14 protein-coding genes and 1 pseudogene are annotated in these 13,682 nt (G+C 54.3%); 13 read left to right on the top strand and 2 right to left on the bottom strand.

What is annotated here, in order from left to right; genetic code table 11:
* Window positions 1-1,014, top strand: a 1,014-nt coding sequence (locus AB8B76_RS03530; protein WP_405270336.1) for a 4-hydroxybenzoate 3-monooxygenase, incomplete at its 5' end; no start/stop codon positions are given.
* Window positions 1,015-1,023: 9 nt separating this feature from the next.
* Here AB8B76_RS03530 and AB8B76_RS03525 read toward each other — a convergent pair.
* Window positions 1,024-2,214: a LysR substrate-binding domain-containing protein gene (locus tag AB8B76_RS03525; protein WP_405270334.1), complete on the bottom strand. Its 1,191-nt coding sequence runs from the start codon at window positions 2,212-2,214 to the stop codon at window positions 1,024-1,026.
* A 129-nt stretch (window positions 2,215-2,343) separates the two neighbouring features.
* On the opposite strand from AB8B76_RS03525, the gene AB8B76_RS03520 reads away from it, so the two are divergent.
* The 12 genes from AB8B76_RS03520 (at window position 2,344) to AB8B76_RS03465 (ending at window position 13,222) form a co-directional block, all read left to right on the top strand.
* Window positions 2,344-3,033: a 4-carboxy-4-hydroxy-2-oxoadipate aldolase/oxaloacetate decarboxylase gene (locus AB8B76_RS03520; protein ID WP_405270332.1), complete on the top strand. Its 690-nt coding sequence runs from the start codon at window positions 2,344-2,346 to the stop codon at window positions 3,031-3,033.
* A gap of 3 nt (window positions 3,034-3,036) precedes the next feature.
* Complete coding sequence (locus AB8B76_RS03515) at window positions 3,037-4,143, top strand: 4-oxalomesaconate tautomerase (protein ID WP_405270330.1); 1,107 nt, start codon at window positions 3,037-3,039, stop codon at window positions 4,141-4,143.
* Window positions 4,133-5,023 (top strand): DUF1932 domain-containing protein, encoded by an 891-nt coding sequence (locus AB8B76_RS03510; RefSeq protein ID WP_405270328.1) that lies wholly within the window; start codon window positions 4,133-4,135, stop codon window positions 5,021-5,023. The genes AB8B76_RS03515 and AB8B76_RS03510 overlap by 11 nt, the downstream gene beginning before the upstream one ends.
* Window positions 5,024-5,038: 15 nt before the next feature.
* The gene (locus tag AB8B76_RS03505; protein ID WP_405270327.1) at window positions 5,039-6,058 is read left to right on the top strand and encodes an amidohydrolase family protein; all 1,020 of its coding nucleotides are present in this window, start codon (window positions 5,039-5,041) and stop codon (window positions 6,056-6,058) included.
* 2 nt (window positions 6,059-6,060) lie between these two features.
* The gene (locus AB8B76_RS03500) at window positions 6,061-6,963 is read left to right on the top strand and encodes an amidohydrolase family protein (protein WP_405270325.1); all 903 of its coding nucleotides are present in this window, start codon (window positions 6,061-6,063) and stop codon (window positions 6,961-6,963) included.
* A gap of 1 nt (window position 6,964) precedes the next feature.
* Window positions 6,965-7,360 carry a protocatechuate 4,5-dioxygenase subunit alpha gene (gene ligA / locus AB8B76_RS03495; RefSeq protein ID WP_405270323.1) on the top strand — a complete coding sequence of 132 codons (396 nt, stop codon included), beginning with the start codon at window positions 6,965-6,967 and terminating at the stop codon, window positions 7,358-7,360.
* Entirely contained in the window at window positions 7,353-8,201 is an 849-nt protein-coding gene (locus AB8B76_RS03490; RefSeq protein WP_405270321.1) for a class III extradiol dioxygenase subunit beta, read from the top strand. Before ligA ends, AB8B76_RS03490 begins: the two co-directional genes overlap by 8 nt.
* A 3-nt stretch (window positions 8,202-8,204) precedes the next feature.
* Window positions 8,205-9,149, top strand: a complete 945-nt coding sequence (locus AB8B76_RS03485) for a Gfo/Idh/MocA family oxidoreductase (RefSeq protein WP_405270319.1) — start codon at window positions 8,205-8,207, stop codon at window positions 9,147-9,149.
* Window positions 9,150-9,167: 18 nt separating this feature from the next.
* Window positions 9,168-10,160, top strand: a complete 993-nt coding sequence (locus tag AB8B76_RS03480) for an aldo/keto reductase (protein ID WP_405270317.1) — start codon at window positions 9,168-9,170, stop codon at window positions 10,158-10,160.
* A 124-nt stretch (window positions 10,161-10,284) separates the two neighbouring features.
* Window positions 10,285-11,325, top strand: a complete 1,041-nt coding sequence (locus tag AB8B76_RS03475) for a Rieske 2Fe-2S domain-containing protein (protein WP_405270315.1) — start codon at window positions 10,285-10,287, stop codon at window positions 11,323-11,325.
* A gap of 127 nt (window positions 11,326-11,452) precedes the next feature.
* A complete protein-coding gene (locus AB8B76_RS03470) occupies window positions 11,453-12,340 on the top strand; it encodes an SDR family NAD(P)-dependent oxidoreductase (protein WP_405270313.1) in 888 nt (295 codons plus the stop codon).
* Between the two features lie 45 nt (window positions 12,341-12,385).
* Window positions 12,386-13,222 (top strand): hypothetical protein, encoded by an 837-nt coding sequence (locus AB8B76_RS03465; protein ID WP_405270311.1) that lies wholly within the window; start codon window positions 12,386-12,388, stop codon window positions 13,220-13,222.
* A gap of 184 nt (window positions 13,223-13,406) precedes the next feature.
* Here AB8B76_RS03465 and AB8B76_RS03460 read toward each other — a convergent pair.
* A pseudogene (locus AB8B76_RS03460) lies at window positions 13,407-13,682 on the bottom strand (hypothetical protein); the annotation flags it as partial.

The raw sequence follows: 13,682 nt of genomic DNA, 5'->3' as shown, positions 1-13,682 counted from the left end.
GAACGTATGGATGCCGAGGGAGAGGTTCACGAGGGTGTAGAGTTTGCCGTTGATGGTGTGCGCAAGCATATCGATCTCAAAGGACTCACCGACGGCGATGTGGTTATTTGTTATGGGCAGACAGAGTTAACCAAGGATCTTATGGATGCTCGGAAAGCTGCGGGCCTGCTTACTTGTTACGAGGCCGCTAATGTACAACTGCACGACATTGCGGAGTCGACGCCCTCGGTTACCTTCGACTACGAAGGCGAGAAGCACTCGCTATGTTGCGATTACATTGCGGGCTGCGATGGGTTTCATGGGCCGTCTAGGCAGTCCATTCCCGCCGATAAACGTACCGAGTATGAGCGTGTGTATCCCTTTGGTTGGCTTGGATTGTTGAGTGACACGCCGCCTGCAAGCGAAGAGTTGATCTATTGCAAGAGCGAACGCGGATTTGCGCTGGCGAGCCGGCGGTCCGCTACCCGGTCCCGGTACTATTTGCAGGTACCTCTTACAGATAATGTTGAAGAGTGGTCGGATGACGATGTTTGGGCGGAGCTCAAGCGCCGTTTACCCCAGGACGTTGCCGAGAACATGGTGACCGGTCCAAGCCTGGAAAAGAGTATTGCTCCGCTGCGTTCTTTTGTTTGTGAGCCTATGCAATACGGTCGGCTATTCCTTGTGGGGGATGCAGCACATATCGTTCCCCCGACCGGGGCAAAAGGCCTGAATCTAGCGGCCTCCGACGTCCATACCCTATACAAGGTTCTTACTCGTGTGTACCAGAAGAATGATACAGTCTGTATTGCACGGTATTCTGAAGTTGCGCTAAAGCGGGTGTGGCACGGTGAGCGATTCTCCTGGTGGCTGTCCAATATGCTGCATGATTACGGCGATGAGGGCGGCAGTGGAGTGGATGCGAAGATGCTGGATCGCTTTATGGATTCCGAACGTGACTATTTCTTTAATACGGAAGCAGGTCGCAGAGTGCTCGCTACGCAATATGTGGGGCTGCCTTATGAAGAGGTTTAACTCGGATACTCAAGATTCATCCGCCAGGCTGTCTATGAATCGTTGTTGAACCTGGGTGGGTTCCCAGCCCTTTCTCAGCGTTATTCCAATGTTTCGCGTGGTACCGCGTAAGTGATGAGGGTTAATACTCAGGAGTCCGGAATTCAGATCCACCTCGACCTGCCTGGCCGAGAGGAGTGCGGCCCGGTCACTCTCCATTAGTATTCCTCGCGTGGCGACCAAAGAGCTGCATTCAATGACGTGCTCGGGCGGCGCCAGACCATTGCTGCGAAAAAGTTCAGTGAAGGCCTCTCTGGCAGGGGTGTCTTGCCGTGGTGCAACCCAATCCAGGTTTCGCAGTTCCAGTGCTGTGAGTTTTTGCCGTTTTCCCAGAGGATGCCCCGGGCGCATCACCACATGAAGAACGTCTTTAAAGAGAATTTTCTGGACGATGTCCGGACTTGGAGCGGGCTCCCGGAGTGCTCCAACAAGCAGGTCCAGTCTGCCGTGAAGTAGGGCATGGAGTTGCTCCTCATAGGGGCCATCAATAATGCTGACCTGAACATTTGGGAAGTCACGGGTGATTCTAACCACCGCTCTGGGAACCGTACGAGTGCGCGCAAGAGGGAGGCTTCCGATGCGCAGCTGTCCAGCCATTTGTCCCTTGTGCTCGTTGACTTCATCGATAGCCTGGGACAGTTCTGCAAAGAATAAGCCGATGTAGCGGGCGATTTCCTTGACGCTCCAGCTGGTTTCAAGGCCTGAGGGTGATTTATCGAAAAACTTATATCCAAAGACGGCTTCTATGTCTTGCACCGCGCGGTACACGGTCGGCTGGGACAATTGCAGCCGCTGGGCAGCCCGGGTGTAGCTGCGTTGCTCAACGACATGCATCAGCGCGCGAAGTTGAGTACTGGTTAGCGAGCGATAGATGGGCGCGGCTGCTGCTTGCTTTGTGGAGGGTAGAAGCCTGTCCATCTGACGCAAAAAAGTGAAGGATTGTGCTACACGTTTTAAATATATATCGCCTTCTTTAGTGGTCCGTAGTCCCGAATAAGAGCGGTCGAAAAGGCTAAATCCCAGGTCCTTCTCAAGCTTGGAAATACCTTGGGTAATCGCCGACTGAGATAAATGTACGGTCTCTTTGGCTCGACTGATGGAGCCCTGCTGCTGTACTGCCAGCGCAGCCTGAAGATGCCGTAAATTGAGGAGATTGTGCATGCTCGTGCCTTTGGCGATTGCTATTCACTATAGTAAAAACTTATACCATAGCGCAAGAATCGGGCATCCCAGAGGATCGTCGAAGTTGTATTCTAGGGTCTGAATTTGTTCTGACCTTGGGGTACTGTTATGCCTGTTTGCGTTACTGATATTGAACGAGTCGCTGAAGACACTGTGGCCTTGTTTCAAGGCGCTGAATCCGCAACGGTGCACGAGGCTCAGGGTCGCAAGGGGCTTCTTGCCTCGTACATGCGTCCGATTTACCGGCCCGCTGCTATTGCGGGCACCGCAGTGACCTGCGAGGTCGCACCGAACGATAATTGGATGCTTCACGTCGCTGTAGAGCAATGTCGTCCCGGCGATGTTCTCGTGGTCGCACCGACCAGTCCCTGCACTGATGGTTACTTTGGAGACCTGTTGGCTACGTCACTTAAGGCCAGGGGAGTTCTCGGCCTGGTGATAGACGCGGGGGTGAGGGATATCGCAACACTGACTGACATGCGGTTCCCTGTCTGGTCCCGGGCCGTTCACGGGCAGGGTTGTGTCAAGGAAACAGTGTGTAACGTCAACGTACCGGTAGTGTGTGCAGGTGCCTTGGTGCATCCCGGTGATCTCATTGTTGCCGACGACGATGGTGTGGTCGTCGTAAGTCGACAAGAGGCTGATGAAGTTCACAGTAAAGTTGCCAAGCGGCTTGCCAATGAGGAAGTAAAGCGCGAGCGACTGGCTGCCGGTGAGTTAGGCCTGGATATCTACAACATGCGCGACCGGCTCAAAGAAAAGGGCCTTCGCTACGTCAAGACGCTGCAGGATATTTGAATCGTGCAAACAGCGATTCCCTGTATGGTCATGCGTGGCGGCACCTCAAAGGGCCTGTACTTTCTTGCATCAGACTTACCCCAAAGCCCGGAGCAACGCGATCGCATACTGCTTGCTGCCATGGGTTCTCCCGATGATCGGCAGATTGACGGTATGGGCGGTGCCCACCCGCTCACGAGCAAGGTTGCGATTGTGAGTCCATCGGCCGATCCCGAGGCCGACGTTGACTATCTTTTTTTGCAGGTCGTCGTGGACAAGGCCGAGGTCACCGATGCCCAAAACTGCGGCAACATTCTGGCGGGGGTTGGACCTTTTGCTTTAGAGCGAGGGCTGCTTAGCGCCTCCGCTGACGTCACAGAGGTTCGCATTCGGATGCTCAACACGGGTGCTCGCGCCGTGGCCCGAGTGGAAACACCGGCTGGAGAGGTTAACTACCAGGGGCTCGCGCGCATCGACGGCGTGCCCGGCACCGCGGCTCCCGTGCCCATAGAGTTTCAGGATATAGCGGGTTCCAGCTGCGGTGGCTTGCTGCCCACGGGCCGCGTTGTGGATACGATTAACCAAACCGAAATCACCTGCATTGATAATGGCATGCCTGTAGTGTTGCTGCGTGCTTCAGATTTTGGCCTGAGCGGAAATGAAGCTCCCGCAGAGCTGGAGCTTAATGAGGCCTTGAAGCGCCGCGTCGAGGACATCAGGCTCATCGCTGGGCCGCTCATGAACTTGGGCGATGTTGCAAACAAGACAGTTCCAAAAATGTGTCTGCTGTCCCGCCCCCTTGCTGGTGGGGCCATTAACACGCGCACATTTATTCCCCATCGTGTGCACGAAGCTATTGGCGTCTTGGGATCCGTGAGCGTCGCGACGGCCTGTGTGATGCCCGGCTCCGTAGCACAGGAGCTTGCTGCCGCTGATTCAACGGATGGTGTTGCCACACTGGCCGTGGAGCATCCCACGGGATTTTTCAGTGTAGAGATTGAAACGTCCGGTGAGAGCGGTGCGAAGGGTGTAACCGTCCATCGTGCTGCATTGCTGCGCACGGCGCGCCTGCTGATGCGCGGCGAAGTTCTGGTTCCCGACGACTTGGCAGGTCTTTCCCATGAACATTGAATGCGTGGGCATTATTGGTCTTGGAGAGGTCGGACGCATCCTTAGCGAAGATCTGCTCGCACAGTCCCCGGTCAGCGTGCGAGTCTGGGATCACGAGTTTGGCACTGCAGGCAGTAAGGCAGCGAAGAATCTTAAAACCCTTGCCGGCGATGAGCGATTGTCCGTGGCGGAATCAGCAGAAGAAATGTCCCTGGGGTGCCAGCTGCTTCTCAGTGCGGTGACGGCAGATCAGGCGGTCAATGCAGCGCAGTCGATTCTCCCAAGCCTCCAGCGCGACACAGTGTTTATAGATCTTAATTCCGTGTCGCCAGGTGCCAAGCAGGAAATCTCGGATCTGGTAGAAAGTGTAAAGGGGCGATTTGTCGAGGCGGCGGTGATGTCGCCGATCATGCCGCTTCGATCCGGGTCACCTATTCTGCTTTCGGGTCCCAATGCCGGCGAAACGGTGTCGATGCTCGAGTTCCTGGGCTTCCATGCGGTGAGCGTCGCGTCTGACGAACCAGGCGTCGCTTCAGCCACCAAGATGTGTAGGAGTGTCATCGTTAAGGGTATGGAGGCGCTGGTTTCTGAGTCATTGCTCGCGGCGAGACACTACGGCGTGGAGGAGAGTGTTCTCGGCTCCTTGAGTAATCTGTTTCCGGGGCCGGATTGGCCTCAACACGCCCAGTATTTGATCTCCAGAACATTACTTCACGGTGAGCGTCGAGCTGCGGAAATGCGCGAGGTCGTCAACACCGTGCGCGAGGCCGGTTGCGACCCGCTGATGAGCGCGGCGACGGTAGAGCGGCAGGCCTGGGCCGCGCAGTTTCAGGCTGCACTTGATGAAGAGTCGCTAGGGGAGATGCTCGATGCGATTCGCGCGGCGTCTGTTTGTAAATAAAGATGAGAGACCATAATGATTATTGATTGCCACGGCCATTACACCACCGCTCCAGAAGCCCATCAATTGTTCCGGGAGGCGCAACTCAAAGCCTTTGAACTTGGCAGGGCCCTGCCAGATGTCCCACATATCAGTGATGATCAAATACGCGAAAGCGTAGAGGGAAATCAGCTTAGGTTACTGCGGGAGCGAGGGGCGGATATGACTATCTTCTCGCCGAGAGCGTCAGCCATGGCACACCATCTGGGCGATGAGGCTGTGTCCAAGCAGTGGACCTCGGCCTGTAATGATCTGATCAAACGTGTGGTTGATTTGTACCCCGAAACCTTTATCGGCGTCTGTCAGTTGCCACAGTCACCGGGGGTGTCCATTGCAAATTCTGTTGCTGAGTTGGAGCGTTGCGTTAATGAACTGGGGTTTGTTGGCTGCAACCTGAATCCGGACCCTTCGGGAGGCCATTGGACCTCGGCGCCTCTCACGGATAAGAGTTGGTATCCGTTTTTTGAAAAGATGGTTGAACTGGATGTTCCGGCGATGATTCACGTGTCTGGATCTTGCAATGATAACTTCCATGCGACTGGCGCCCACTATCTCAATGCAGATACCACGGCGTTCATGCAGTTTCTTCAAGGCGATCTGTTTAAGGATTTTCCGAGCTTGCGCTTTGTCATACCCCACGGCGGCGGGGCAGTTCCCTACCACTGGGGGAGATTCCGAGGTTTGGCAGATATGCTCAAGCAGCCGCCCTTGGCAGAACACGTTATGAAGAACGTATTTTTTGATACCTGTGTTTACCATCAGCCGGGTATCGATTTGCTCTTTCGTGTGATCGATATCGATAACATTTTGTTCGGATCAGAGATGGTGGGTGCGGTGCGGGGTATCGATCCCGAGACGGGTAACTATTTTGATGACACAAAGCGCTACGTTGATGCGCTAGGTTTGTCCGATGAAGATCGTTATAAGGTCTATGAGGGCAATGCCCGGCGGGTGTATCCGCGCCTAGACGCAATTCTTGAAGCTAGAGGTATTTAGCCTTGAGCGACTTCCAAATGGATTATGGCTGGCGGGTTTATCACCCGAACCCGCGCAAACCAACATTTAGGGCACCGCCTGGCGCGGTAGATGCACATTGCCATGTGTTTGGGCCCGGCGATAAGTTTCCCTACGCGCCACAGCGTAAATACACACCTTGTGATGGGCCAAAAGAAAAGCTGTGGATGCTGCGTGACCACCTGGGGCTCAGTCGCAATGTGATTGTTCAGGCCACCTGCCATGGGGCCGATAATCGCGCTCTGGTTGATGCCTTGCTCGACTCCAACGGTATGGCCAGAGGCGTTGCCACCGTAACGCGTGATATCTCAGACGAGCAGTTGCAGGAGCTTCATGCGGCAGGTGTTAGAGGGGTCCGCTTCAATTTCGTGAAACGGCTTGTAGATAAGCTTCCTTTTGATTCTTTGGAGGAGATTTCTCGAAAAATCGCGCCCCTGGGTTGGCATATTGTTATTTACTTTGAAGCATCTGAGCTTCCAGAGCTTTATGACTTTTTTGCTTCACTACCGACGGACGTAGTGGTGGACCATATGGGACGCCCGGATGTCAGCAAACCCGTTGATGGAGAAGAGTTTGCGCTGTTTTTAAAGTTGCTTGGCGAAAACCCCAATTTCTGGTGCAAAGTTAGCTGTCCCGAACGCCTCTCATTACTTGAGAATGTCGGTTACGGCGATGTCATTCCCTTTGCCAGAACAGTGGTGGAGCGCTTTCCAGACAGAGTTCTTTGGGGTACGGATTGGCCGCATCCGAATATGACCTCGCACACACCGGATGAGGGCGACTTGGTGGATTTTATTCCTCACATCGCCGTAACGCAGGAGTTACAGCAAAAGCTCCTGGTGGACAATCCCATGCGCCTTTACTGGCCCGAAGAAGTGGAGCAATAGGATGCCGCTAAACAAACCCTACGGAGATATTCCCGGGACTACGATCTTTGATGCAGATATGGCTCGCAAGGGCTTTCATCTGAATCAGTTTTGTATGTCTTTGATGAAGGCGAGTAATCGAGATCGCTTCAAAGAGAATGAGCGGGCCTACATTGATGAATGGCCTATGACAGCTGAGCAAAAACAGGCGGTGCTGGACCGTAATTACAACAAGATGATCGCGCAGGGCGGGAATATCTATTTTTTGGCGAAGATATTTTCTTCTGATGGTTTGAGTTTTCAATATGCCGCTTCGACCATGACCGGGGTTAGTGAGGCCGACTACAAAAAAATGATGCTCGAAGGCGGGCGCGCTCCAGCGGGCAATCTTTATCTGAAGGAGCATGAAAGTGGCTAAGATTTCGGCATCGGTTTATACCTCACATGTACCTGCCATAGGTGCAGCCATAGATAATGGTAAAACCAGCGATGAGTATTGGAAGCCCCTGTTCGCGGGCTATGATTATTCCAAACAGTGGGCCGCGAAGAACACACCAGATGTGATTCTGCTGGTGTACAACGACCATGCCAGCGCCTTTGATGCGAACCTGGTGCCCACCTTCGCCATTGCTACTGGCGATGAGTTTCAGCCGGCGGATGAGGGTTGGGGTCCACGGCCCGTACCGCCGGTGAAGGGGCATTCAGCCTTGGCTGCGCACATTGCCCAGAGCGTTATTCAAGACGATTTTGACCTCACTGTGGTTAATACACTGGACGTCGATCACGGCTTAACGGTTCCCTTGTCGCTGATGTTTGGCCAACCCGAGTCCTGGCCCTGTCGCGTGATTCCCGTTGCCGTAAACGTGGTGCTTTACCCTCCGCCATCGGGGAGTCGCTGTTTTGCCCTGGGTAAAGCATTGCGGCGTGCAGTAGATTCCTTCGATGAGGATCTTAATGTGCAGATCTGGGGCACCGGGGGGATGAGTCATCAGTTGCAGGGGCCGCGCGCTGGTCTTATCAACAGTGAGTTTGATAACGAGTTCTTGGACCGTTTGGTTGACGATGCAGCCGCTTTGTCACAAAAGCCGCATATAGACTACGTGCGACTCGCCGGCTCGGAGGGTGTGGAACTTGTTATGTGGTTGATCGCGCGAGGCGCTATGGATGACTCAGTCTCCCTAAAGCATCGCTTTTATCACGTGCCCGCGTCGAATACCGCCGTAGGACATCTGATTCTGGAAAATGAGAGTGAGGATTAAAGAATGAAAGTTATGGTGGTGGGCCCCGGAGCCTTTGGGATTAAACATCTTGATGGCATAAAAAACATCGCGGGCGTAGAGGTTGTGTCGCTTGTGGGTCGCACACTGGACAAAACCCAGAAGGTGGCCGATGACTACGGCATCGCACATGTCTCCGTGGATTTTGACCAGGCGCTGGAGCAAACAGAGGCCGATGCGGTGATTCTCTGCACGCCCACCCAGCAGCATGCATCAGAGTCGATTCGATGCATGCGGGCGGGCAAGCATGTGCAGGTGGAGATTCCTCTCGCGGACAGTTGGGCGGACTCCGAGGCTGTATTGAATACCCAGCGTGAAACAGGCCTGACATGTATGGTCGGCCATACCCGGCGCTTTAATCCATCGCATCAATGGGTGAATCGCCGCATAAGAGCCGGCGAGCTCAACATCCAGCAGATGGATGTGCAAACCTACTTTTTCCGTAGAAAAAACATCAATGCCAAGGGCGAGGCCCGAAGTTGGACTGATCATCTGTTGTGGCACCATGCAGCACACACCGTAGATTTGTTCGCCTATCAGGCAAACTCACCCATCGTTAAGGCCAACGCCATTCAGGGCCCGGTTCACCCCGAGCTTGGTATAGCAATGGATATGTCAATTCAGCTTCAGGCGGAGAGTGGGGCGATTTGCACCCTATCACTGTCCTTTAACAACGATGGGCCGCTGGGAACCTTCTTTCGCTACATTTGCGATAACGGCACCTACATTGCTCGTTACGACGATTTGGTAGATGGCAAGGAAGAGGTGATTGATGTTTCTGCGGTCGATGTGTCCATGAACGGTATTGAGCTGCAGGACCGGGAATTCTTTGCGGCTATAAAAGAAGGTCGTGAGCCTAATTCCAGCGTCGCTCAGGTGCTTGCCTGTTACAAGGTTTTGCACGACCTCGAGCAGCAACTGGGTGGCTAAATAGCCATGGAGAGAACCATGAAAACGCAGCGCGAGATTGCGGGACGTTCAGTGGGGGCCATAGGACTGGGGTGTATGAATCTCAGTCATGCTTATGGACATCCTCCACAGCGTGATGATGCGATTCGTTTACTGCACCGCGCTTTTGATCTGGGTGTCCGGCACTTTGATACGGCTGCTCTTTACGGTTTTGGCAGTAACGAGGAGCTACTCGGCGAGGCATTGCAGCACCGACGCAAAGACATTTTTCTTGCCAGTAAGTGCGGTATGACCGGGGTCGATGGAAAACGGGTGATCGACGGGAGGCCGGAGACGCTGACGAAGACCTTAGAGGATTCCCTGGGTAAGCTGCAAACAGAGCATATCGATCTTTACTATTTGCACCGCTGGGATAAGTCCGTGCCCATTGAGGACAGCATAGGTGCCATGTCTCTTATGGTAGAGCAGGGCAAGGTCGGAGCTCTTGGGCTGTCTGAAGTGTCGGCTAGCACCCTTCGTAAAGCGCAGGCGGTGCATCCCATTGCTGCCGTGCAGACGGAGTATTCTTTGTGGTCGCGCAATCCGGAAATTGCGGTACTTAAGACCTGTGCGGAGCTTGGAGTGTCTTTCGTGGCCTTTAGCCCCGTTGCCCGAGGGTATCTCTGCGGCAGCGTGGGTAATGCCGACTCGCTCTCGGGAAAAGATATCCGTCGAGGAATGCCACGCTTTAACGAGCCAAACTTCAGCGCTAACAAAACTCTCTTCCGGGCTTATGCCAAGCTGGCGGAGCTGGCCGAGTGCACGCCGGCCCAGTTGGCCCTGTGCTGGTTGCTAGACCAGGGAGAGCACATCATTCCGATTCCCGGGACCCGCTCTATTGATCACCTGCAAGAGAACCTGTTGGCGGCAGAACTGGTTATTGATGGAGGGGTTCTGGATGCTGTGGGTAGTCTGATTAACCATAGCTCTATTTGCGGCGATCGTTATCCGCGCTCGACGCAGCTCGAGATAGATACCGAAGAATTCTCGTAACTGACAAAATGAGCCGGTTCGACGACATTGCGCAAATGCTCGACGAATCGCCAATGAATGCGTAGCAAAGTTTAAGCCTGTGGTTGGCATGTTTTTCTGCTATTTGAGAGCGAGGGTATGCAGGATGAATAAGAATACAAATTTTCCAAAGAACTGTTGGTACGTGGCCGCTACTCCCGACGAAATTGAAGCGAAGCCGCTTGGGCGAGTCGTTTGCGGAAGATCTATGGTGCTGTTTAGAGCGGTGGAAGGCCAGGTGGCGGCTTTGGAGGATTTTTGTCCCCATCGAGGCGCCCCGCTGTCTCTTGGCACAGTAGAGAATGGTGTAATCGTGTGCGGCTACCACGGCATGCGAATGAATGCGGATGGTAAATGTGCAGGTATGGCCGGTCAGTCAGTGGAGCGTTTTCGAAAGGGTATTCAAACTTACCCTGCCATAGAGCGCCATGGGTACATTTGGGTCTGGCCCGGGGATGCAGAGCTGGCGAATGCTGACTTGATTCCTGACCTTCACTGGGCGCGAAGTCCAGATTGGGCCTTTGGCGGCGGAATGTTTCATATCCGCTGTGATTACCGTTTACTCATTGATAACCTCCTGGACCTAACACACGAAACCTATGTTCATGCCAGCAGCATCGGCCAGCCCGAGATAGAAGAGGCGGCCCCGGATACACTGCGTAAAGATCATCATGTCAGCGTCAGTCGTTTTATGGAGGACATTCCGGCGCCGCCATTTTGGCAAGATGCACTGAAAGGCAATAATTTGGATCCCGATTTACCCGTGGATCGCTGGCAGGTATGTCGCTTTTCGCCTCCGGGAAGTGTGATGATCGACGTGGGTGTCGCGCATGCAGGGCATGGCGGTATCGAGGCTCCGGGAGAGCATCGCGCATCCGGTATCGTAGTTGACCTCATCACCCCTGAAACTGAAAACAGCTGTTGGTACTTTTGGGGGATGGCGCGGAACTTCAATGTCACAGACTTAAAACTGACGGACTCTATCCGGGACTCTCAGCTAAAGATCTTTACTGAGGATCTCGAAATGCTCGAGTCTCAGCAGCGTAATCTGGAAGCGAACCGCGAGCGGCCGCTGATGTCGCTGAACATTGATCGGGGCGGGGTTGAGGCGCGAAAGATACTTCAGGAGCTCATTGCTCGCGAGTGATGGGACTTTAACCCGTAGCAGTTTAGACGCTCGGGCTTTTACGTTCGGGCCAGCCTCTCTATAGTGTGAGCCCCTGTCGCGACGAATCGCGGCCACGATCCACTCACGCAGGAGGGTACTCCCCACCATGATCGACTTCTCTGGAAAAACCGCCGTCATATCCGGCGGTGCCAATGGCATCGGCTTCAGCCTTGCGAAAACCCTGGGCGAGCGCGGCATGAATGTCGTCATCGCCGACATCGAAGGGCCACAACTGGCCGTTGCTGCACAGGCTTTGAGCGATGCCGGGGTTAGTCATCTCGCTGTTGAGATGGACGTGGCGCTGCGCGAGGACTGGGAGCGCACGGCGAAAGAAGCAACGGAAAAGTTCGGCAACATCCACATGCTCGTGAACAACGCCGGCGTGAGCGGTGGAGTGGGCGGCATCGAGACTCTGGACGATGAAGGGTGGCGCTGGTGTATCGACGTGAACCTGATGGGCATCGTGTACGGAGCAAACGCTCTGGTGCCGCTCATGAAAGAGCACGGCGAAGGCTCCTGGCTAATCAACGTAGCCTCCATGGCTGGCATGGGCGGTGTCCCCTTTGCCGGCGGCTACACCGCAACCAAAGCCGCGGTAGTTGCGATGACAGAAGCTTGGGCCCTGGAACTACACAACAGCAACATTCATGTTTCCGTGCTGGCTCCAGCTTTTGTTAAAACCAAGATTCACCTTTCGCATCGCAATCGCCCCGCGCGCTACCCGATGAAAATCACCCCGGGGCCGGACATCATGCAGGTCGCCAAGGCCAGCGCCGCTTCAGTTGAGAATGGTATTCCTGCCGATCAGCTGAGTGAGCGCGTTATCGAAGCTCTCGAGGCAGGCGAGCTCTACATCTTCACGCATCCGCGGTACAAGTCAGTCACGGACGTTCGCAGTGCTTCCATAGCGAAGGCTTTTGATTCTGCGGCAAACAGCGAGGTGGTGGCCGATGTCGCTGAAGAACCGACCATGAACAGCTGGGGCTCTGATTAAACCACCCTCTCTGGGCGCCGTCCGCTGCGGCGGCGCCTACTCTGCTTGGCGGTCAGCCTACACTCCACTGTGCATGACCCCTACGTGACCCCCTATCCCCAGGTTCGAGACTCCCAAACAATGCTTCTACGCCGCGTCACCCAGCACATCACCGAACAGAACTGGTTCGCTGTCGTAGTGGACTTTGCCATCGTCGTTTTCGGTGTATTTGTCGGTCTTCAGGTTCAAGAGTGGCAGTCAGAGCGAGAGTTGTTACAACAAGAAACACAGTATCTTTTTGAACTACGTAAGGAAGTTTCCCTTAACACTGAACTGCTGCAAAATCGTGTTGACGTTATGGCCCAAGTTGTGACGTCGGGTGAGCGAGCGGTGGCGTTCCTCGACGCGGGTAGGCCCTGCGAAGAGGATTGCTGGCCCGTCCTCGTGGACTTTTTTGCCGCTTCACAAGTGCTGTTCTCACCGCTACGCAAAGCGGTGTTTGATGAAATGCAGCGACTGGGTCTTTTGCGCGCAACGGCCGTGAAAAATGCCGTGGAACCCTTCTATGTGCTCAACGAAACAATCATCTCAGGTCTCGATTCATCACCTAGTTACCGCCAGATGTTTCGAAAACTGATTACCGTGCGCGCGCATGCTGCACTGTGGGGCGCTTGCCATCGAATGAATGGCGTCTCCGAATCCCTTCAGATTGATTGCTCGCCGGGAATTCCAAACGACGAAACGATCGAACTGCTGGAAAGAATCCGTGCCCACAGTGAGATTAAAGATGAGCTCAACTATTGGGTTGGTATGCACTATCTGTACAGCCCGATAACATTGGACGTGGTAGAAAGTGGCAAGTCAGGCGTTCGCGCGATTGATTTGGAACTCTCGACGCGCTGATCTCTGAAGCGCAATGACTTGGGCTCGCTTCGTTAAATGATCGTGATTGCGACAACCCGCCCAATCTGCATTACTCGGCTCTACCCACTTAAGGGTGACGCACCGGTTTTCATTACACTCGGTTGATAGCGCCACCCCAGCCACAATGCGTCATGAATCCCAATCGACGATATTCAATGTCGCGTTACAAGGACTTCAGATACTCTGACATCTCTTCATCCTTGGAGTTCGTGTAAAAGAGTTCCTCAAAACGCTCTCCTGCAATCGTCGCTTGCAGTAGGTCCTGATCGACCGTTTTGAGCACACTTAGCATGTCATTGCAGCTGGCGGCCTTCATGTCTGCAAGGATTCCTCGGTTCTTTGCCATGATGGCCGCGCGCTCTTTCGGGTAGCCGACGCCGCGCTCGTGTTCAAAGAGTTTGCGGTAGCAGTCCTCGAGGTTGAGCTCTGCTGCCCAACC

It is taken from the genome of Congregibacter sp. (assembly GCF_045107095.1).
GTDB lineage: Bacteria > Pseudomonadota > Gammaproteobacteria > Pseudomonadales > Halieaceae > Congregibacter.
This window is presented reverse-complemented; position numbering and strand designations above follow the sequence as displayed.